23 protein-coding genes and 1 tRNA gene are annotated in these 19,849 nt (G+C 33.7%); 13 read left to right on the plus strand and 11 right to left on the minus strand.

What is annotated here, in order from left to right; all coding sequences use genetic code 11:
• Window positions 1–1,590: 1,590 nt before the first annotated feature.
• The 3 genes from AC6EI0_RS03940 (at window position 1,591) to AC6EI0_RS03950 (ending at window position 3,703) form a co-directional block, all read left to right on the plus strand.
• Complete coding sequence (locus AC6EI0_RS03940) at window positions 1,591–2,007, plus strand: hypothetical protein (protein WP_498523152.1); 417 nt, start codon at window positions 1,591–1,593, stop codon at window positions 2,005–2,007.
• 527 nt (window positions 2,008–2,534) lie between these two features.
• Window positions 2,535–3,035, plus strand: coding sequence for a hypothetical protein (locus AC6EI0_RS03945; RefSeq protein ID WP_498523153.1), 501 nt, complete (start codon window positions 2,535–2,537; stop codon window positions 3,033–3,035).
• Between the two features lie 374 nt (window positions 3,036–3,409).
• Window positions 3,410–3,703, plus strand: coding sequence for a hypothetical protein (locus tag AC6EI0_RS03950; protein WP_498523154.1), 294 nt, complete (start codon window positions 3,410–3,412; stop codon window positions 3,701–3,703).
• Window positions 3,704–3,714: 11 nt separating this feature from the next.
• On the opposite strand, the gene AC6EI0_RS03955 is transcribed toward AC6EI0_RS03950, so the two are convergent.
• Entirely contained in the window at window positions 3,715–4,047 is a 333-nt protein-coding gene (locus tag AC6EI0_RS03955) for a hypothetical protein (RefSeq protein WP_498523155.1), read from the minus strand.
• 264 nt (window positions 4,048–4,311) lie between these two features.
• On the opposite strand from AC6EI0_RS03955, the gene AC6EI0_RS03960 reads away from it, so the two are divergent.
• The 5 genes from AC6EI0_RS03960 (at window position 4,312) to AC6EI0_RS03980 (ending at window position 6,060) form a co-directional block, all read left to right on the plus strand.
• Entirely contained in the window at window positions 4,312–4,557 is a 246-nt protein-coding gene (locus AC6EI0_RS03960) for a hypothetical protein (protein ID WP_498523156.1), read from the plus strand.
• Window positions 4,558–4,721: 164 nt separating this feature from the next.
• Window positions 4,722–4,883, plus strand: a complete 162-nt coding sequence (locus tag AC6EI0_RS03965; protein ID WP_498463094.1) for a hypothetical protein — start codon at window positions 4,722–4,724, stop codon at window positions 4,881–4,883.
• Between the two features lie 167 nt (window positions 4,884–5,050).
• Window positions 5,051–5,326: a hypothetical protein gene (locus AC6EI0_RS03970; RefSeq protein ID WP_498523157.1), complete on the plus strand. Its 276-nt coding sequence runs from the start codon at window positions 5,051–5,053 to the stop codon at window positions 5,324–5,326.
• Window positions 5,327–5,566: 240 nt separating this feature from the next.
• Window positions 5,567–5,812 carry a hypothetical protein gene (locus AC6EI0_RS03975; RefSeq protein WP_498463096.1) on the plus strand — a complete coding sequence of 82 codons (246 nt, stop codon included), beginning with the start codon at window positions 5,567–5,569 and terminating at the stop codon, window positions 5,810–5,812.
• Window positions 5,813–5,925: 113 nt separating this feature from the next.
• Window positions 5,926–6,060 carry a hypothetical protein gene (locus tag AC6EI0_RS03980; protein WP_498523559.1) on the plus strand — a complete coding sequence of 45 codons (135 nt, stop codon included), beginning with the start codon at window positions 5,926–5,928 and terminating at the stop codon, window positions 6,058–6,060.
• A 445-nt stretch (window positions 6,061–6,505) separates the two neighbouring features.
• Here the strand turns inward: AC6EI0_RS03980 and AC6EI0_RS03985 are convergent, their stop codons facing one another.
• The 6 genes from AC6EI0_RS03985 to AC6EI0_RS04010 form a co-directional block, all read right to left on the minus strand.
• The gene (locus AC6EI0_RS03985) at window positions 6,506–8,077 is read right to left on the minus strand and encodes a SulP family inorganic anion transporter (protein ID WP_498523158.1); all 1,572 of its coding nucleotides are present in this window, start codon (window positions 8,075–8,077) and stop codon (window positions 6,506–6,508) included.
• A 55-nt stretch (window positions 8,078–8,132) separates the two neighbouring features.
• Window positions 8,133–8,273 (minus strand): hypothetical protein, encoded by a 141-nt coding sequence (locus AC6EI0_RS03990; RefSeq protein WP_498523159.1) that lies wholly within the window; start codon window positions 8,271–8,273, stop codon window positions 8,133–8,135.
• A gap of 152 nt (window positions 8,274–8,425) precedes the next feature.
• Entirely contained in the window at window positions 8,426–8,722 is a 297-nt protein-coding gene (locus tag AC6EI0_RS03995; protein WP_498523160.1) for a DUF3303 domain-containing protein, read from the minus strand.
• A 32-nt stretch (window positions 8,723–8,754) separates the two neighbouring features.
• Window positions 8,755–9,078, minus strand: a complete 324-nt coding sequence (locus AC6EI0_RS04000) for a hypothetical protein (protein ID WP_498523161.1) — start codon at window positions 9,076–9,078, stop codon at window positions 8,755–8,757.
• Window positions 9,079–9,511: 433 nt separating this feature from the next.
• A complete protein-coding gene (locus tag AC6EI0_RS04005; protein WP_498523162.1) occupies window positions 9,512–9,784 on the minus strand; it encodes a hypothetical protein in 273 nt (90 codons plus the stop codon).
• 111 nt (window positions 9,785–9,895) lie between these two features.
• Window positions 9,896–9,967 (minus strand) — tRNA-Lys (locus AC6EI0_RS04010).
• Between the two features lie 214 nt (window positions 9,968–10,181).
• On the opposite strand from AC6EI0_RS04010, the gene trmFO reads away from it, so the two are divergent.
• Together trmFO and crtH are read left to right on the plus strand one after the other, a co-directional pair.
• Window positions 10,182–11,585, plus strand: a complete 1,404-nt coding sequence (trmFO, locus tag AC6EI0_RS04015) for an FADH(2)-oxidizing methylenetetrahydrofolate--tRNA-(uracil(54)-C(5))-methyltransferase TrmFO (RefSeq protein ID WP_498523163.1) — start codon at window positions 10,182–10,184, stop codon at window positions 11,583–11,585.
• 15 nt (window positions 11,586–11,600) lie between these two features.
• Window positions 11,601–13,163, plus strand: coding sequence for a carotenoid isomerase (crtH, locus tag AC6EI0_RS04020; protein ID WP_498523164.1), 1,563 nt, complete (start codon window positions 11,601–11,603; stop codon window positions 13,161–13,163).
• Between the two features lie 20 nt (window positions 13,164–13,183).
• Here crtH and AC6EI0_RS04025 read toward each other — a convergent pair whose 3' ends face one another.
• Window positions 13,184–13,948: a response regulator transcription factor gene (locus AC6EI0_RS04025; RefSeq protein ID WP_498463103.1), complete on the minus strand. Its 765-nt coding sequence runs from the start codon at window positions 13,946–13,948 to the stop codon at window positions 13,184–13,186.
• 88 nt (window positions 13,949–14,036) lie between these two features.
• On the opposite strand from AC6EI0_RS04025, the gene AC6EI0_RS04030 reads away from it, so the two are divergent.
• Window positions 14,037–14,303, plus strand: a complete 267-nt coding sequence (locus AC6EI0_RS04030; RefSeq protein WP_498523165.1) for a DUF6761 family protein — start codon at window positions 14,037–14,039, stop codon at window positions 14,301–14,303.
• 23 nt (window positions 14,304–14,326) lie between these two features.
• On the opposite strand, the gene grxD is transcribed toward AC6EI0_RS04030, so the two are convergent.
• From grxD to AC6EI0_RS04045, 3 genes are all read right to left on the minus strand, one after another.
• On the minus strand, window positions 14,327–14,650 hold the full coding sequence (gene grxD, locus AC6EI0_RS04035) for a Grx4 family monothiol glutaredoxin (protein WP_269606209.1): 324 nt from the start codon (window positions 14,648–14,650) through the stop codon (window positions 14,327–14,329).
• 10 nt (window positions 14,651–14,660) lie between these two features.
• On the minus strand, window positions 14,661–14,891 hold the full coding sequence (locus AC6EI0_RS04040) for a BolA family protein (RefSeq protein WP_498463106.1): 231 nt from the start codon (window positions 14,889–14,891) through the stop codon (window positions 14,661–14,663).
• A gap of 79 nt (window positions 14,892–14,970) precedes the next feature.
• The gene (locus AC6EI0_RS04045; RefSeq protein WP_498523166.1) at window positions 14,971–15,651 is read right to left on the minus strand and encodes a lysophospholipid acyltransferase family protein; all 681 of its coding nucleotides are present in this window, start codon (window positions 15,649–15,651) and stop codon (window positions 14,971–14,973) included.
• A gap of 137 nt (window positions 15,652–15,788) precedes the next feature.
• Here AC6EI0_RS04045 and AC6EI0_RS04050 point away from each other — a divergent pair, with 137 nt between their 5' ends.
• Both AC6EI0_RS04050 and AC6EI0_RS04055 read left to right on the plus strand, forming a co-directional pair.
• The gene (locus AC6EI0_RS04050; RefSeq protein ID WP_498523167.1) at window positions 15,789–16,526 is read left to right on the plus strand and encodes a pyridoxine 5'-phosphate synthase; all 738 of its coding nucleotides are present in this window, start codon (window positions 15,789–15,791) and stop codon (window positions 16,524–16,526) included.
• 28 nt (window positions 16,527–16,554) lie between these two features.
• Window positions 16,555–19,848: an exodeoxyribonuclease V subunit gamma gene (locus tag AC6EI0_RS04055; protein WP_498523168.1), complete on the plus strand. Its 3,294-nt coding sequence runs from the start codon at window positions 16,555–16,557 to the stop codon at window positions 19,846–19,848.
• The last annotated feature ends 1 nt before the right edge of the window (window position 19,849 follow it).

Here is a 19,849-nt window from a genome sequence, read left to right on the forward strand (position 1 = left end):
TTTTACCGTTATTTTCAAAAAAATCTGTTAAATTAATTTCACAATTTAACTATTTAGATTAAAAATCTAAAACAAACATTCAAGATCAAAAAAAAAAAAAAAATATTAATTGGTTAAATATTATTTACATTAATTATGAATTACTTCACTATATTCAGATAAGTCCAAACTTGAAAATTATTTTCAGGAAACACCAACTATTAAGTTCTCGACTAACAAATATTTCTAAACTTATATTCGTACATAAATAAAAATATAGAAGAACGAAGCATAATTAACAAAAAGATTTTTAAAGATAAAGATCTAAAAAATACAACTTGCTTGCTCTATTGAAATTCTAAAATTGCAAAAATCTTTGAAAAGAACAACGATTGAAATTTTAGTAGATGAATATTGTTTTCAAATCAAAAGATACCTGGAACAATTTGGACTGTCATTGCATGTGAACCAAAAAGATCAAAGGAACCAATCATTACAACTCAACCTTGAAATTTTTACATCCACAGCCATGATCGCTCACAGATGTTAAAAATTTTTTCTTAAGTATTTAGTTTTGTAAAGCTTACAATCCTTTCAAGCCTATTGGAGTGGTAATTATCAGACCTAATCTTTCAGATTCAATCCATGAACTCGTGGGAATCCATCCAGTTGATTAAAATATAAAAAAATTTAAACCATTGGCACCTCATTTAGAACACCCTTTTTTAATATTAATCTGGCACATACTTGTTGGATATCTGCTTACTGTAAGCTGCGACTGGAACTGGATTCCATTGACAAAGGATGAGAAAAAAAGAGGTCCTTCTCTAGACCAAGTCAGAGGTAGAATCTTTAGTTGAAAAATATGAGATAGGAAAATAAGGTTTGTTGGCCAAAAAATTCCACTCAAGCTAATAGATTTTTCCATGAGGAAACTCATAAATCAATTTGACTGTAAAACGAATAAAATTACGCTTTAATTAAGCAAATATAAACTTAAAATAAGTAGAAATTATAAAGGTACGGTTAAACACCGAACAATACTCCACAACAAAGAAATTTTTCTATTATCTTTTTCTTTTCACCTGCGAGTACAAGGTCAAATGGCTCAACGAATTAACGTTGCATTGAATTCAATCCCCTCTGGATGTAGAGATTTAGCTGAGTTTGCTTTCTTTTGCGGTATCGGTTTTGCATTTGGTAGCCTGGGCCTGATATGAACAATTATTTTAATGGCAGCATCATTCTTTTTTCTTTAATCTTATTTATCAAGTAAAATACAAATTGACTTTTTTCAAATAAGTAGGTTAAACGTAAGAACATAATATAGATTTTACTTTCAAAAAAGATATATTAATAGAAATTATTAAAGTATTTAGCAGATAATAGTCATAGAAATAAGTATTTATAGAGGATTAAGAACAATTCCAAAAATTCCACCTCCATCAAACGAAGATTGAGGACAGTTTTTTTATTTGATGTCAACCCGCAGCTTTCTATTCTTTTTACCATATGAAAATTTTATGAGATTTTAGATACACATTTGAAATAATAGATAAACAGCATCCAATTCTCTTCACGAAAAGAATAAAATTCTTTCATAATTCATACATGCATTCAGGTCAGTCAGTGAAGCTGATACCAAATTTTGCTGAGTTACTTCATGAGATTAAATTACCACCGCCAGAAAAATGCTTTTTAATTGAGGATGGCGATGAAAAATACATAGGAGAATGGATTAGAAATGGAGAACTCACATGTGAACTTGAAAAACTCTTCGAGTGGATAAATATGAAGTACAAACTCAAAAAAAATAACCTAAACCCCAAAGAGAGAGAAATTGCTGAAGATGTAAAAAAAAGATTTCCTTTAGAACAATGGCGAGTGATAAAAATTTTTAGCGACCACCAACGAAAATATCGATATTACAAAAAAGCCATAGAAGACGTAAAAAGTAGAACAACTCCTCGAATGAACGAACAAGCAATCATGACCATATTCAGACCAGGCTGGAGTATAAATACTTAGTATGGTATAATTACCTATAAGATTTTAAGGATTTTAAATTCACATGTTTAAAAAGTACCCCTTGCTTCCTTTCATTATTTTTGCTGGAGCGTTATTAAGCACCGCTACAATTGGTTTGCCTGTATTTGCAGGATAATTTGAATACAAATTCAAATTACTTAAGTTAATCTACCTTTAGCCCTTACTATTAAATATAGTTTAAAATAATATTAGAATCTCATAACCAACTAAAAATTGTAAATAATAAACAAATAAAATTTAATTCAATTTTAAATTTGAAAAGATATTATTATTTTGATAGAATAGTAGACCAATAATTAAACAAGAAATATGATGAATATAAAAATATAGAAAGGTAAACCCAATTAAGCCAGGCCGGACGCTCATTACCATTATTCATTGAATCTAATAAAAGTATGGTCTATATAATATACTTTCTAAATATGTTATTTAACAATAAGCTTATAATGCTTAACGTTAATTCTAAAAGTTGAAACCCAAAAGTAATTACATAAGAGGAGGTATCTATGAAAAAACGATACAAGTTTCTAGAAAAACACGTAAATGAATTTATCAAAACTTTCGAAAGCTTAAGGGGAAACGAATGGTCTTTGAATTTTCCAGTTTTTATTTTTGATAGAGATTGGTTTAAACTTAAAAAAGTAAAACTTTATGATTTAGCGAGAGAACTTAAGCCAGACAACTCACAAGAAGCCCCAGAACTAATTCAATATCAAAAATTACTCAAGGATGGACACGATCATTTGCTTGCCATTCAAGAATGTTGGAATGAATTTGGAATTGAAGACTTTCATAGATCTCTAAGAAACTCATCAGAATGGAAATCAAGAGGGAATAACGGGTGGACTTTTAAAAAATACGCTGAACTACTAATAGGATATAGAAATATTATTGAAAATAAAGAAGTTCGCATACCTATTATTATCCTCGGAAGAAATTCAAGCGAAGATCACAAACTTGAATGGATAAGCTATGAATTCATTACAGAATTAACTACCCAAGACTAAAACATATAAATTCTATTACTTCTCAAGACTTTCAAGCAATAGTTAAATCGTCAGATCTAGTACCCCACTCAGTGTCTTCGAGAAGATCAGAGTAACAAGAGGCATTTACCAAGTTATATTTCTGAAATTTCCAATCTGAATCTTCAAGGTAATCTGAATACTCGAATGTTTTGGCAAGAAGAGAGAATTCCTTACTGAAAGGGCACATAAATCTTATGCATTTTTTCAATCATTCACACTCCTAAAGATAAAAGCAACTAAAAATTATAATTCCTAAATATTTAAATAGAAGAATTAAGTCCCAATACAACAAAGTAATTCAACACAGCATCTGTTATACGATGATTGACTGAGAAAAACCTTTTTCAAAAAGAATGAATAACGTAAGAAATGAAAAAGATGGGGAAATTGATTTCGAAAACCTTCCAGAAGGTGTTTATTTCTTTACAGGTCAAGAGGGTTTTGTGAAAGTTGAGGTAGATAATCAAGGTAATCAAAATTGGGATCTAAATAATTGGTTTGACTCATTAGACCCAGACATACATGAGGCTCAACATCAAAAAATAATTCAAAACATCAAAAAAAGAATAAATGCTGAAACAGGAAGGATCAATCCACCTGAAAATTTAGTAAAAAGAATTTTCTCTAATCCTTTTAAAAATAAATAAAAGAGAACACCTTATTTATAAGACAAAAATATTTGATTCACTGCTAATCCAATTAGCAAATATCTCAATAATGTACACCATGCAAACAAATAAACACATTCATAATCTGACTTAGAAATTTCATCACCTTTTCGACTTAATAAAAGATTAAAACGATAGTTTGAATTGTTTTTAATAATAAATACAACAGATAATATAAATGTTTTTAAAATACTTGTGTTTATACATAAAGCCAGAGCCGCAAAAAAAGAAATATTTGATATGAAGTCAAAAAAAGGAATAATTACGGCAGGCAAAACAAACAAATTAGATAAAGTATAAACAACTCTGTTTTGCTTAATCAAAAAAAACATCGTTTATACGAATACAAATATTTATATCTTTAGCAAACAATTAAAGGAATGGCCATTTTCAAATAAAAATTAATAGAAAAAATCCCTTTCTGATAAGCAAATAAATCAATACCCCTAAAGATTGACATCATTGATTAATCAAATAAAATTATCAGTATTATGATTCGAAGATCTTATAACTAATTATATATTTTTTTTTCATATTTGAAAACGGCATTTCTAAGAAGTTATAATTATGTTATTACAAAAGACAAAATGAGAATATTACTTCTCCTTTCTATATTTATATTAGCTGTTTTATTCATTGGGAAGAAAATTCTTTATTCTGCAAAAAGGAATCTATTCAAAGATCAAGCCGCATGGTCTGGTAAAGATATAACAATTACATATAACAACTCAAAAGAAGTTTCACAGAGAAAAGAAATTGATAACTATTTAAAAATCATTGCTGATGAATCAAAAATCTATTTAGAAGACCAGTCTAAAAAAGAGGAAGAATAATACCAAACAAATCAAAATAGAAGAAAGAATCAAGAGAGATTAAATAAAAAAAATTAATTCATACTTTAAACTATAATAGGATTAATCATTTTATAAAAATGTATTATCACTTGTTTTCCATAAATAATTTATATTTCATGTTAATAAAGACAACTCTAATTAATATGACTATTAATAATCCACTTTTTATTTTAGCAGTAATAACAGTGATTTGGTTCATTCCAGGAATTATAGTTAGACGGTATAATGAATCAAAGCAGATAAAGAAAAAGGAAAAGAATCAGGCTGATGCCATAAGAAAGCTATACCCTGAGTCCAAAGATTGATTGAATATATAAACCAATAACAAGTTTATATATTAATAAAAAATTAGAGCCTTAGTTATTCTCTGAAAAAGTAATAACAGTTACTTTAAAGTCAAAAAACAAATACCTTTTAGTATTAGTTGTACGATTTTAGATAGAATGAGTTAGTCTTAAAAAAAAAGAAGTTGATGATGATAAGGAAACTAGGACAATATGGTGGTTATTTACTAAGTGGAATATTAATAGCATGGCTAATAAATCCAACAGCAGCTCTAAGATTCCTTGAGATTTTTGTAAAAATGACTTTATTAGTAACTATTCCAATTGGTGGAGCTTATCTTCTAGATAAAATTATCCTTTTAAAGCATCAAAAGTTATGGAATATAATTTTTCCAACATGGATAATAGTCAGTGTCTATTTTAGTTTCAGGCTAGTTAAATTAATAGAAAGACTTATTAATTAAAGATTTAAGGTTATCAAAAATATTTAATTAATAATAAAAAATATTATTACTAATTATTCTTTTCTAAAGGGTAATTTCAAATAAGAATCGATTCATAACTCAAGTTAAAAGCTTAAGAGGCAAGACCTCAAAGTATGCTTTTGCAAAGTACATAGCATTTCTAGAAGTTAAAATATCCTCCTTTATCGAAAAAATTAATGCTTTATGGATAATGATTAATACAGTTGAAATTCGAACATCATGGTCCTCCCTTTCCTTACCGCAATATTTTTCCCTGATTATGGTTACCAAGGTATCCCTTGGGATTTATATTTACTTCATTTTTTCTTCTTTGCAATTGTGATTCCATTTCATGTAATTATTTTTGCAGCTCGTAGTGCTCAAAAGGTCAAGCCTAATGGGGTGAAAGACTGGCTCAAGTGGGAAACCAATGCAACTAAAGACGACTTGACTTCAAGATTTCCAAATAATTTCCCTACCGCTTGAGTAACTTTAGAGCCTCTTAAAAATGTCTGAATTTATCAAGGTGCTACAACTTCATTAAATTTGGGCAATTTTAGGTTTATATATATACCTGCATCTAAAAAAAAATGCTTCATTTGCCATTCTTAACCTTTGCTTTGGGAGGAGGAAGCCTCTCAGCAACAATTGTCGGTGTTCTATCCGTTGTTCTTTTTGGACTAGTTGGTGTAATTGCTGGTCCTAATCTATCTAAATTTGATTCTGAAGCCTAGGAATACAGCTCATAGGCTAAATCTATGAGCTAATTTCCCTAGCTAACTATTTTTAGATTGCCAAAATCTATCTAACGAATCAAACTATCAAATTAAAAAAGATCTTTATCCATCAAGTGTTTTTACTCTTGATGGATTTTTATTTTTTATCTCAATTGCAATTGAAAAAAATAAATAAACAAAATCACCAAAATTAATGGCTAAAGACAAAAAAATATCTAGAAAAAATTAAATTTAGACAAAAACAAAGCCTGGTATATACATAAGTAAATCTTATAGCCAGCATGACCATAAGAAATGAGGGTTGATTAGTTGCAGCGCTGGCTTATACATTTATATGTACAAAATTTACAAAACTCAGTCAAATGGAAATGAATCCTTATAAGCCTTTGATACAAGCTATTCAAAAAGTCTGCAGAAACTTCAAGTAAAAGATTAGACGAATTTAATGAGCAGATTTAAATTCACCTCCTCTTCCTCCAGCTTCAGAGGCTTGTCCTATTCGAGAAAATAAATTCAAGCTTTCATCATTTAAATTAATCACTTCGACTTCAGATCCGCCTAATTTTATTCTCCTAATTACTTGGTCAAGCACCGTTACGCCACTTTGATCCCATATATGTGCTTCTGCCATATCGATAGTAATTTTTTTAGGATGTTCGTGAAGTTCAAAGCCTTGCCTAAAGTAAATACTACTAACAAAGAATAATTGGCCTTTAACTTTATAAACCCTGTGGTCTTCGCTATTTAAAGAGGACTCAACCTTAATAACTTTTGCAACCTTTCGACTAAATAATATTGCGGCAAGCCCAACCCCTGAAAGCAGTCCTAGGGCTAAATTATGTGTAATAACAGTTACGAACACAGTTAATATCATAACTGAACTATCACTTCGAGGGATACGGCGTATATCTTTAATTGAGATCCAACTAGCAGTATTTATTGCAATCATTATCATTACACCAACCAATGTCGCCATTGGTATTTGATTCACCCAATCTTTAGCAGCAAGAATCATTGCTATTAAACAAACCCCGGAACTCAATGTTGAAAGGCGAGTTCTTCCCCCATATCCAACGTTCATAACCGATTGTCCTACCAAAGCGCATCCGGCCATACCTCCGAAGAGAGAACTAACAATATTACCTATACCCTGTCCTCGAGCCTCAACATTTTTATTTGTAGTTTTATCAGTCATATCATCAAGAATATCTTGAGTAAGAAATGTCTCCATTAGACCTACTAAGGAAATTGCTAAAGCTGTTGGAAGTATCAAACCGAGCGTTTCAAAATTAAGAGGAACTTTTGGGAAACCAAAGCCAGGTAATCCATTTGGAAGGATTCCTAAATTCGATACCGTTGGAACATTTAATTTAAATCCAATAGAAATTGCAGTACAAATAAAAATGGCTACCAATGCTGAAGGCAAAAGCTTAGAAACTCGTGGTAGCAAATAGATAATTAACAACGTAAGTATGGTCAAACCCCAAACCGCAGGTAGTTGAACTGCAGTAACTACTTTTTCAGAATGTGCCATCTCAATACCCAAATGAGGCAATTGAGCAAGGAAGATTAATATAGCCAAACCATTTACAAAGCCATCCATAACAGGTTGAGGTACAAATCTCATCTGATGAGCAAGTCTCAAATACCCCCAAGCGATTTGAAGAATTCCCGTGAGCAATCCAGCAGCCAAAAGATATTGCAGGCCAAGGCCAGGGCTAATGTTTTCTCCTTGTTGAACAATCCCAGTCATCAAAAGAGCAGTTGAACCAGTTACTGAGGTAATCATGGCCATTCTGCCCCCAAAAATTGCCAGAGTTACAGAGAGCAAAAAGGCACCAAACAACCCCACTCTTGGATCAACACCTGCAATCCCAGAAAAAGCTATCGCCTCTGGGATCATCGCGAATGCAACAACTAGTCCAGCAAGCACATCGCGAGAAGGGGAGACTATTCTCTCCTTGGCTAAAAAATTGTTCAATTTCAAAACAACGCTTTTACCATCCTGCCTCATTAGACATAAGAATTCAGATTAACAAGAAGATCTTCTTACTAATCTGAATAAATAATCAATCGGATTCCTCTTTTCTTTCAATAAATGAATCCATCAATTTTTTATATTCATTCTCTCTTGAACTTTTCGCAAAGCCGACAATAAAAACGACAGATGATACGACAATTAAGGTTAGTATTGTCGGACTAAGACCCATTTCACTAGAAGTCAAAGCAAAGAAAAAATGAGCTATCATTAAACAAGCAAATACTTTAAAAAGAATAAGTTGAATAGAACAATCTTTAAAGTTTTTTAGACAGAAGTTTATTTTTTAGATAAACCAAAAATAATGAATACGAAAGTTTATAACTATTTTTCTTTTATTAAACTAACAAACTCTTCAGTAGTTAAGGCAGGTTTATACTCCCAAGTCATTCCAAATTTATCTCTCCAGGGACCAAAAACCTTAAATAAAACTGATGCACTTGAAGCTTTACAAATGATCACTCCAGTTCCATCTTGTGGAGTATGAGCCCATTCAATTCTCTCATAACCATCAATAAAATCCTCAGATTTTCCACTTTCGACATAATCTACAAATGCTTCAGATGAATAATTTTGATCCTCAGATGATTCGAATTTCCAAGTGACTATATAAAGCTGCATTTTTTTAGTAAAAAATTTATTCTATCTGAAAATTATTTTTTATTCCTAAAACCAGGCTCAAATTGCCTTCGTGCTGCCTGTGTTCTTAGAATTATTTGCCTTCCAGAGCTTGATAGTGTAAACCTTAAAGCTTTGCCAGACTTGAACATCGCCTCTCCGATTGCCTTTGTTCTGGATAATTCAATTTGATAAGCACGAGAAACTGCTCTTTCAGCATCTACATTTGCTAACTTTGCTTGTTGGGCTAAACGTTTAGTTTTTGATTTAGGAATTACGGAGAGTTCACTTTCTGGTTCTGCCCACCTCCATAGCCAATTAGAATTCGATTTTGTGATAGAAGAAGATTTCTTAACCATACTTCCATTTTCATAAGTAAAAAAGGCGTTTTTCGCCTCAAAAGACCCTAACCGGTACTGGTAAAAAAAAAGGATTGAGAATGCAAAAAAAAATGAAAGTTTAAAAAGTTCTTAAAAATACTAAAAAAAAATTAATTACTACAAACCTAAAAATTTTTTGTATTTCAGATGATCAAGTTAAGGTATCAAAAAAATTTCAAGCGATTTAATAAGTCAACCACCAAATAAAAAAAATTATAATTTATGGAGTGATTAAAATTTTAAGGGTAGATCCATTAAAGCCCAAATATACAAAGATATGTTTAATGCAATGGCAGCTCCTACTGTAAGTTTCTTCATACCAAAGTAAATCATCGCATTTTTAATTCAGCAAAAAAATCTCTTTTGAGAAAGTATTTATACCCTCATCAACACATAAGTATTTTTTAGAGCTTTATGGAGTTTCAGGAAGGAAAAGAAGTCCTGATCTGCAATCATCAAGAAGTTCTTTGATTTTAACTAATTTTGAATCAAGCAATTGGTCAGCTTTAACAGGAATCCAAATAGGTTTTATCAATTCATCATTGGGTCCAAGTCTTATCCGAGCTCCAAACCAATTGGCATGTGAAGGTATTGAAGCTCTGCATTTTGTCTCATTGAGAATTAAATCAACTTTCCTCTCGATAAGCCAATCTTCAATAAAAATCAAATTAGTAAAACTATTCACCCCAGCATGTACGCATAAAAAGCTTGAAATCAAAAGAGACAGAAAAAAATAATTCTTCAAAAATTCAGAAGTAGTTATAACTTCAGTTTATTTAGTAACAGTTTTATGAAATGGGTCGCCTGAGATTCGAACTCAGGACCAGCCGGTTAAAAGCCGGATGCTCTACCACTGAGCTAGCGACCCCTAATAGACCAATAGTAATAGTCCAATATGAAAAATATCACGTTGTCGAAGCATTAACCGCTTTAATGTTCCTTTTTGAGGACTAAAAAACAATTTCAAAATCATTTTTTTCCATCCTCATTGATTTTTCAGATATTTTTGAAGTCTTAATAAAAAGTTGAGGTATATGAGAATACTATGTAATTAAGCTTTTAATAGAGAAAAAAACGACAGTTTGACAGAAATTCCATCGGTAACCGTAATAGGCGCTGGTCTAGCAGGCTCAGAAGCAGCATGGCAAATAGCTAGTGCAGGAGTCAAAGTAACTCTCTTTGAAATGCGGCCAAAGAAGAAATCTCCAGCTCACCACTCACCCGAATTTGCAGAACTTGTTTGCAGCAATAGCTTTGGAGCGATTAGTAGTGATAGAGCAGCAGGGCTTTTACAAGAAGAGTTAAGAAATTTAAAATCTATTGTCATAGCAAAAGCTGATCAACACTCTGTTCCAGCAGGAGGAGCACTTGCAGTGGATAGAAGTCAATTCAGCCTATCAATCACAAATAAACTTTCTTCTCACCCCCTAATAAAAATCATTAGAGATGAATGTCCTTGCCTCCCAAATGCTAAAGAAATAACAATTTTAGCCACAGGTCCTTTAACAAGCGAATCGTTAGCTAATGACATTAAACAATTTACAGGAGAAAATGAATGTCATTTTTTTGATGCTGCTAGCCCAATAATTACTGGTGAAAGCATTGATTTTTCAACAGCATTTCGGGCAAGTAGATACGACAAAGGCGACGCTGATTACATCAACTGCCCAATGAATCAAGAGTCATATTTGAAATTTCACTCTGAGTTAATTAAAGCTGAACAAGCTGAATTAAAGGATTTTGAAAAAGAATCAGCTCTTTTTTTTGAAGGATGCCTTCCCATAGAGGAGCTTGCAAAAAGAGGTCTTGAGACAATGCGTTTTGGCCCATTAAAGCCAATAGGGCTGTGGGATCCAAGATGGGGGGATGTAAACGACAAAAGTCTGCGAAGGCTGAAAAGAGCTCATGCTGTCATTCAATTAAGACAAGAAGATAAGGCAGGTCAATTATGGAATTTGGTAGGTTTTCAAACAAATTTAAAGTGGGGAGAACAAAAACGCATATTCAGGATGATTCCTGGCTTGTCAAAGGCAGAATTTGTTCGGTTAGGAGTAATGCATAGAAATACTTTTCTCGATTCTCCAAAGTTATTAGAGCCAACACTTCAGTTCATTAATAGAAAAACTTTATTTGCTGCTGGACAACTCACTGGGACAGAAGGGTATGCTGCTGCTATAGCTGGAGGTTGGTTGGCAGGAACTAACGCAGCATTGTTAGCGAAGGGATTAAATACAATCACTTTGCCATCGTCAACCATGATTGGAGCCTTAACAAACTTTGTCAGCAATAGTCAAGCAAGCTTACGAGTTCAAAATAAAAAAAACTTTCAACCCATGCCAGCTAATTTCGGATTACTACCTGAACTAGATAATAGAGTTCACAACAAACGTGAAAGATACAAAAAATATAGAGATAGAGCTCTGAGTCAAATAAAAAAAATAAGGGAAAAATTATTAGACAAAAACCCCTCTTACACGACCATCTAAAATTTCTTGTATCTCATGACTCAATTAACAAATAAAACTAAACCCTCTTCCCACTGGGATTCGATAGTTATTGGTTCAGGTCTTGGTGGATTAGTGACTGCAAGTCAACTAGCAAGCAAGGGTGCTAAAGTTCTCGTCCTTGAGCAGTATAAAATCCCTGGTGGGAGCGGTGGTTCATTTAAAAGGAAAGGATACACTTTTGATGTTGGAGCATCCATGATCTTTGGATTTGGTAAAAAAGGGTATACAAATTTACTAACGCGAGCTCTCAAAGATGTTGGACAAGAATGTGACACAGTTCCTGACCCAACACAATTGGCCTATCATCTACCTAATGACTTGGAAATTACAGTTGATAGAGACTATAAAAAATTCATTACCAAGCTAATTGATTTATTTCCTCATGAAGAAAAAGGAATAAATCATTTCTACGAAACATGTTGGGAAGTATTTAATTGTCTGAATTCGATGCCTTTACTTTCAATAGAAGATCCCGGATATCTACTGAAAGTTTTCTTTAAATCACCTTTATCATGCCTAGGATTGGCCAGATGGTTACCAGTTAATGCCGGAGATGTTGCGAGACGACATATCAAAGATCCCGCTCTTTTAAAATTTATAGATATTGAATGTTTTTGCTGGTCAGTCATGCCCTCCGACTTAACGCCTATGATAAACGCAGGGATGGTCTTTTCTGATAGACATTATGGAGGGATAAACTATCCAAAAGGAGGTGTTGGAATTATTGCAGAAAAATTAGTGCAAGGAATTAAAAATTTCAAAGGAGAAATTAAATACAAATCTAAAGTAAAAAAAATAATTTTTGAGAACGGAAAGGCAATTGGTGTCTCATTAGATAATGGTGAAGAATTTTTTGGTAAAACGATAGTCTCCAATGCAACAAGATGGGATACATTTGGTGGCCAAGGAATCAATGATCCACTTGTGGAACTAGATAAAGCCCCTCAGGCCGAGACAAAATGGAGCGACAGGTACATCCCTTCTCCTTCATTTTTATCTTTACATTTGGGCGTAAGTAAAGACTCCATTCCTCCGAATACAGATTGCCATCACTTACTTCTCGACGCATGGGAAGAAATGGAAAATGAGCAAGGAGTTACTTTTCTATCAATCCCGACTTTACTAGATCCATCATTAGCACCTTCAGATAGCCATATTGTTCATGCCTTTACTCCTTCTTCAATGGATTACTGGGAGGGATTAAGCAATACAGAATATCTTAAGAAAAAGAAGAGAGATGGAGATAAACTTATATCTAAATTGGAAAAATTATTTCCAAATCTTAGTCAAAATATTTTACACAAGGAGATAGGTAGTCCAAGAACACATAAAAGGTTTCTTTCAAGAGCCAAAGGTAGTTATGGGCCAATTCCTTCAATGAGATTACCTGGCCTACTTCCTATGCCATTTAATACTACAAAGATAAAAGGACTTTATTGTGTAGGTGATTCTTCGTTCCCCGGACAAGGGTTAAATGCGGTGGCGTTTAGTGGGTACGCTTGTGCTCATAAGATTGGCACCCTACTAGGAATTAACAAATGGGAGCTTCCAGAATAATTTTCATACACTAACCAAAGTTATGAAGGCAAATTATCAAGACTAAACCTATACCCCTGCTGACGAACAGTTGTAATTCCTCCACCATCACCAAGACCAGCTTGCTCTAATTTTCTTCTAAGCGTCAAAACCTGAGTATCAACAGAGCGAGGTCCTCCACTAAATGGAGGCCAAGCCATTCGAAGCAACTCATGTCGGCTCCTTACCATTCCTGGTGGCATCAACAAAGCACACAACAAAGCGAATTCCCTTGGGCTGAGTTCCACAGGTTTCTCTCTCAATGTGACCTGTCTAAGAAGAAGATGGACCTCAAGGGGACCAACCGCGACGCGTTCTTGTAAACCAATTCTTCCTCTTTTGAGTAAAGTCCTGCATCTAGCAGCTAATTCTTCTAGGCCAAAAGGTTTCCTTAAAACATCATCAGCCCCCTCATCTAAAAGACCAACAACAGGTTCAACTCCTGTTCTTGCAGTTAAAACAATCACTGAACAGCCCAATTGTTGCGCAAGTCGAAGGGCTGAACTTTTTTCCAATATCTCTGCACTAACTAATAAATCTGGTGATTGATCACGACAAAGATCAACTGCCTCCTCAGCAGAACCTACTGCTGCGGCTAGCTGCCCATCTTGCCTAAGCCTCTGAACCAAAACAGTTCTGAGAGTTGGATGGGGTTCGACAACAAGCACCTTGGAAGGTGATTGTGTGGTTGCTTGAATAGGAGAAGAACCTGATGAGGATCCTTGAATTTGCTCAGTACCGAGCTGATCTGCAGGTATTAATGTCACAAGTCGGAAATGTAGACCCTTAGACTAGAGAAGATATTAAAGCAAACTGTTCGCTGACTAACAAGAATAGTCTGTGTCTTAGCAAACCATGACATCTTTTGATAATCCAGAAGCAATAAAACACTTCCAATCAATTTGTGATGCCTGTCAAGAGCTAACAAGTCGATACCACAGTCCTTCTGAGCTTCGGATCTATGCAGACGGATATTTGCATTCCCTAAGGAATTGCAAGAGATTAGGCTCAAAGGATCAAGAGAAGTTAGAAGCATTAATTGATAGATGGATAATGGATCCTTCAAGCTTTATTGGGCCTGATGGCGATATTAACAACCTGTTTTTTCAAAAAGAAGCCTAGAGATGAATCAAAAAAGTAACAAGTTATGAAGCAAGCGCGATTTCTAATTTTTCTTTCAATTCCCCAGAGTTATACATGCTTATCAAGATATCGGAGCCTCCAATAAATTCGCCCTTAACATAAACTTGAGGGATTGTTGGCCAATTTGAAAATTCCTTTATTCCCTCTCGAATTTCCATATCGGAAAGCACATCAAAAGTATCAAAGCTCATTCCCAAGGAATTAAGAATTTGAACAACATTGTTGGAAAAACCACATTGTGGCATCAACTTATTTCCTTTCATGAAAACAAATATTGGTTTTGAATTAATTAAGAGTTCAATTTTTGAACGAGTTGTAGAATCCATGTCTGAAAAATTATTGAGGTGTTGAGGTTTTCAAGGCCAAAGCATGAATTGTTTCTGTTTTCAATTCATTTTTTAATGCACCATAAACAAGTTGATGTTGTTGTACAAGAGATAGCCCAGAGAATTGTTCAGATACAACATTGACTTCAAGATGATCACCACCGCCCATATCTTTCACATCAATTTGAGCATCGGGAAGTGTTTGCTTAATTAAAATAATAACTTCTTGGGCTGTAATCATTTTCGAATAAGGAATTAAAGTGAATTTGGAGAAGGTAAAGTCAATGTGGGTGCTAAAGATTCAACTAAGTAAAATCATATTATCTTCTACCAACAGCTAACAAAGCGGATTGTTCAGCACTTCTCATACTTTTGGAAAGTTCAATATTAAAGTCATTTGTAGATTGCTTAAAATCCTTCGAAATAATTATTGGTTTAGAGAAACAAATTGATGCCGATCCATAAAACTTCGGAACAACATCGCTATAGGCCAAACCGACTGGAACAATTTTAATTTCCAAACCTTTGTTAGACGCAAGTTGAGCTATGCGAATCAAGCCTTTTTTCAATTTCACAGGCTCGCCAAGTCGATTTATCTTTCCTTCTGGGAAAACAACTAGTTGCTGACTTGAAATTAACAAATCAACTGCATATCTAAGAGTGGTTAAAGAAGGCCTTCCTTGATCAATTGGGAAACAACCCAACCTGTTTAAGAACCAACCTTGCAACCCTCTCATTTCTGATCGGGTGACCATGTATCTACAATCTCTATTTGTAATCCTTCTCCCGGCAGCCATAGTCAACATCAAAGCATCCCATCTAGACCTATGAGTTGGAGCAAGTACGACAGAACCACTTAAAGGTAAATTTTCTCCGCCAATAACTATTCTTCTTCGAAAAAAATTGTTCAACGCAAAATCTTGTGTAACGAACATAGCTAATCGACTCCAGAAGGGATCAACCCCAAGGCATATTTTTTTTTCTCTATGAAGAAGGGGCAAAAAAACCCTCTTTAACAAACTATCTTATGAAGTTAACTCCGAAAGCTTTACTATTAATGGTCAGACTGGGCAGTTACTACAGCGGCTAAACCTTATTTGCTTTTAATGAATACAATCAGAGTACATTTTAGATACCTATGGCAAGTCTTGGCGTAAACATTGATCACATAGCAAATGTCCGAGAAGCTCGTAAGACATTTGAACCTGACCCAGTAAAAATGGTTCTTTTAGCGGAATTAGGTGGTGCCGACGGTATAACAGTTCATCTAAGAGAGGATAGAAGGCATATCCAAGATAGAGATCTAAATCTTCTAAAAGAGACTGTACATACTCGACTAAATCTGGAAATGGCAGCAACTGAAGAAATGGCTTCAATTGCACTTAATCTCAAGCCAGATATGGTTACATTGGTTCCTGAAAAAAGGGAAGAGGTCACTACAGAAGGAGGACTTGATGTCATTAAACACAAAAACAAATTAAAGGAAATAATCCAACATCTTTCAGATGAGGATATTCCAGTTAGTCTTTTTGTTGATCCAGTCCAAGCTCAATTAGAAAATTGTGCTGAAGTAAAGGCCGCCTGGATTGAACTTCATACGGGTAAATATGCAATCACAAAAAACAAGGCAAGAAGTTTTGAATTATCAATTCTTAAAGAAAGCACAGCCCAAGCAAAATCCTATGGTTTGAGAGTAAACGCAGGGCATGGATTGACTTATCAAAATGTTGAACCGATTGCGGCTATTGAAGGTATTGAAGAATTAAATATTGGCCATACAATTATTTCTAGAGCACTTTCAGTAGGTCTATCTAAGGCAGTAAAAGAAATGAAAAGCCTAATTATCAATCCAAGAAAAGACAACTACTTACTTTAAAAAATATATTTAAATCGCATTTTGACTCTTGCTAACAATTTATCGAAGTAATAAAGCTGAATGGTTAGCAGAGATACTGGGGCAGGAACTCCGATTAAACCCTCCTGAAATAACAGAAGAAGTTAATATTATTGTAAGTACATGGCCAACAAGCAGATGGCTAAGTGAAAAACATTCAATAATTAATAATATCAACGCATTAGTTAAATACCCTTTTCCTGGTACATATTTAAAAAGTTTAGTTAAGAGAATTATTGGTATTGATCCTAATGAAAAAGATCCATGGGAAAAAAATCAACTTGTATGGAATATTCTAGAATTATTACCAGAATTAATGAAAGATGACGAAGCACAGGTAATTCGATCCTGGCTAAAAATAAGCAATGTAGATAATGAGCAAATCAATCTTAATTTATGGGATTTAGCAAACAATATTGCAGAGACATTTGATGATTACATACTTTATAGACCTGAAATTATCAAGCAATGGCTAAGCAAAAAAACGAAGAAAGATTCTAGAGGAATTAGTGTTAATAAAAATATCCTTTGGCAAGAAATATTATTTAATTTACTATATACGAAGATAAACAAAGATCCGTTCTGCATCCAAGTCGAAAAAGCTATTAAACGTCTAAAGAAAGATGATATTCCTAAAATAGATTATCCAAAAAATCTATATGTCTATGGAATAAGTAGTTTGGCACCACTGCAAATAGATTTAATTCAAGCATTATCAAAAGTAATAAATATAAAAATTTATCTGATTTCTCCTTGCAATGATCTTTGGCAAAGATGTGAAGCGAGAAGACTACAATTTAGAAACACATGGAATACTCCTCCCGACAGGCAATGGTTACTAGAATCTCCAAGACTTGAAGCCTTCCTTGGACGTATGGGAGCGGAATTTCAACAGTTGCTAGAAGGAAGTGGTGAATATCAATTGGGAGAAAGAAATGAAGAAGATATTTTTTCTCTTACAGCAGATATCGCCACTAATAAAGGGAACAAACCAAATCTATTAGAGCAACTACAACAAGAATTGTTATCCACAAAAAGTGAGAGTATCTTAACTAAAGAAAAATCTGACAAATCACTCCTTTTCCTTAAATCTCCAGGGAAGTATCGACAAGTTGAATTGATACGAGACCATATATTACAGCTCTTCAGTAATGACAAGAAACTTCAACCTAGAGACATTTTAATAATGACACCACAAGTTGATAGCTATACGCCAATAATTACCTCAGTCTTCAACAATATAGATCACAACACTACTCAGCTACCCTGGGTAATCACCGACAAGAGTCAAGAAGATAAAGTAGGTTTAACACATTTTGTGTTAAACCTATTAGAGATTTCTGCATCTCGTCTAACATCATCAATTTTTGAGAACTTATTAACTAATCCAGCATTAATAACACAACAGAATATAACTATTGACGATGCGAGTGAAATAACTAAAAGCCTTCAATCTGCTGGCTTTACTTGGGGACTTGATTCCTCAGAAAGATTTGGGGAAGAAACTCATAGCCTATGTTGGTGTCTAGAAAGGTTTCTACTTGGTCTTATTTTACCAGATGATCCAATTAATGAAATAAGCAATATCTCCCCTTATTCTGAGAATATTTCAAGTACAGAGTTTATAAAAGCTTGGGGTATACTTTCAAAACTTTGCAATTATATCGATGCGGTTCGCAGTAAACGTTCATGTAAAGAATGGATAAAACTTATAACATCGCTCGTTAATGATTTATTTGGAGATGGTGGGGTGTGGGCATGGGAAAAGCAACAACTACTAACTATTGTTAATAACTGGGGGCTCGTAACAGATAATTGTGACCTAGAAATTGATTGTCTAGTAGTCAAAGATATTATCAACAAAGCAATAAGTTCTACAAATGGCAAATTTGGTCATAGGACTGGGAAAATCACGATCAGCGCCTTAGAACCAATGAGAGCAATCCCTCATCAAATCATCATCATCATGGGATTAGACAGTAGAACTTTCCCAAGAATAGATAATAGAAGGAGTTTTAATTTTCTAGACAGAAAGAGAGAGCTTGGAGACCCAAACCAATATGATAAAGACCGCTATTCATTGTTAGAAGCTTTAATCTCAACTCGTCAAAATCTTTTGGTTTCCTGGAATTCCAAAGATGAAAAGACAGGAGAAGATCTTGAACCTCCAAGTCCTATTCAACAATGGATGAATTACTTAAAAATCAAATTAGGAGCCAACACCTTTGAAGAGATTCTCATTGAGCCACCAGCAAACCCTCTTGATCATTTCAACTTTATAAAAACCGAAAGTCCACAAATCATGAGTTGTGATAGGAAGAATCTAGAGGCCAGAGAATGGCTTGAAAAAGAAATGCCAACAAAAAATATTTCACTAGCATTACCGTTAAAGTGGAAAGAAATAAACATAAACGAAATAAAATCTTATTCCTTCGAGAAAACAAAAGAATGGTTACTCAATCCACAAATAACATGGTTAAAAGAGCATGAAATCCAATCAAAAGAATTTGTCAATATTATTGAAGACAATGATTTACTCGAGCTTTCAGAATTAGAACGATATAAAATTCTTAAACATCGACTAGAGAATAGTGATCTCAGAAATATTGACGATACAAAAAATAATTTAAACTACTGGAGAGAGACCTATTATGGCAAAGGTATTTTCCCTCCAAAAGGTTCAGGATTAATAGAAGAGGCTCTTCTTGAGGAGCGATGGAATAATTTAATATCCTCAATTTATGCTACTGGTCGAATCACGAAAAAGTACATTGAGATGAAAGAGCTAGAGGGTGAATTTTACTTTGGAGGGAAGAATTTGATACAGATTGAAGTTGGAAGTTTAAAATATAAAGCTCTTATGAATGGATGGCTAAATCATTTATATTTATCTGCCAATAGTTCATTTAATTATAAAACACTAATTATTTCAAAAAAAACAGATTATACCAAAAAGATTAATTTCGAAATAAGCAAGGAGATTTTACCAATCAATGCCAAAGAAGCAACTGACACTCTAAGACAATTGCATCAATTAGCAGCCGCAGGAAGAACTGAATGTTGGCCCATACCACCAGAAAGTGGGCTGACATATGCACTAGCTACCAAAGACAAGAATAAGAATGAGCAAGATTTATTTCAAAAGAAATGGGAAGGTGATTTATATATGAAAGGAGAGCGAGAAACTCTATCAATGGAGCTTTGCTTTGGCAAAAAATGCAAAGCCTCTACTTTTTTAGAATTTTTATCATTTAAAGATGTATTAATGAGTCTCTATGAACCTCTCCTAAAAAACAGCACCTAAA

This window comes from Prochlorococcus sp. G5PB11, assembly GCF_059772425.1.

What these genes read in the sequence shown, in the direction of transcription:
- AC6EI0_RS04050 (WP_498523167.1), top strand. Translation starts at nt 15,789, where the DNA reads ATGGCAAGTCTTGGCGTAAACATTGATCACATAGCAAATGTCCGAGAA.
- AC6EI0_RS03995 (WP_498523160.1), bottom strand. Translation starts at nt 8,722, where the DNA reads ATGCAGCTTTATATAGTCACTTGGAAATTCGAATCATCTGAGGATCAA.
- AC6EI0_RS03975 (WP_498463096.1), top strand. Translation starts at nt 5,567, where the DNA reads ATGGTCCTCCCTTTCCTTACCGCAATATTTTTCCCTGATTATGGTTAC.
- AC6EI0_RS03970 (WP_498523157.1), top strand. Translation starts at nt 5,051, where the DNA reads ATGATGATAAGGAAACTAGGACAATATGGTGGTTATTTACTAAGTGGA.
- AC6EI0_RS04040 (WP_498463106.1), bottom strand. Translation starts at nt 14,891, where the DNA reads ATGATTACAGCCCAAGAAGTTATTATTTTAATTAAGCAAACACTTCCC.
- crtH (WP_498523164.1), top strand. Translation starts at nt 11,601, where the DNA reads ATGACTCAATTAACAAATAAAACTAAACCCTCTTCCCACTGGGATTCG.
- AC6EI0_RS04030 (WP_498523165.1), top strand. Translation starts at nt 14,037, where the DNA reads ATGACATCTTTTGATAATCCAGAAGCAATAAAACACTTCCAATCAATT.
- AC6EI0_RS03940 (WP_498523152.1), top strand. Translation starts at nt 1,591, where the DNA reads ATGCATTCAGGTCAGTCAGTGAAGCTGATACCAAATTTTGCTGAGTTA.
- AC6EI0_RS04000 (WP_498523161.1), bottom strand. Translation starts at nt 9,078, where the DNA reads ATGGTTAAGAAATCTTCTTCTATCACAAAATCGAATTCTAATTGGCTA.
- AC6EI0_RS03990 (WP_498523159.1), bottom strand. Translation starts at nt 8,273, where the DNA reads ATGGGTCTTAGTCCGACAATACTAACCTTAATTGTCGTATCATCTGTC.
- AC6EI0_RS03950 (WP_498523154.1), top strand. Translation starts at nt 3,410, where the DNA reads ATGAATAACGTAAGAAATGAAAAAGATGGGGAAATTGATTTCGAAAAC.
- AC6EI0_RS03985 (WP_498523158.1), bottom strand. Translation starts at nt 8,077, where the DNA reads ATGAGGCAGGATGGTAAAAGCGTTGTTTTGAAATTGAACAATTTTTTA.
- grxD (WP_269606209.1), bottom strand. Translation starts at nt 14,650, where the DNA reads ATGGATTCTACAACTCGTTCAAAAATTGAACTCTTAATTAATTCAAAA.
- AC6EI0_RS03965 (WP_498463094.1), top strand. Translation starts at nt 4,722, where the DNA reads ATGACTATTAATAATCCACTTTTTATTTTAGCAGTAATAACAGTGATT.
- AC6EI0_RS03960 (WP_498523156.1), top strand. Translation starts at nt 4,312, where the DNA reads ATGAGAATATTACTTCTCCTTTCTATATTTATATTAGCTGTTTTATTC.
- AC6EI0_RS03945 (WP_498523153.1), top strand. Translation starts at nt 2,535, where the DNA reads ATGAAAAAACGATACAAGTTTCTAGAAAAACACGTAAATGAATTTATC.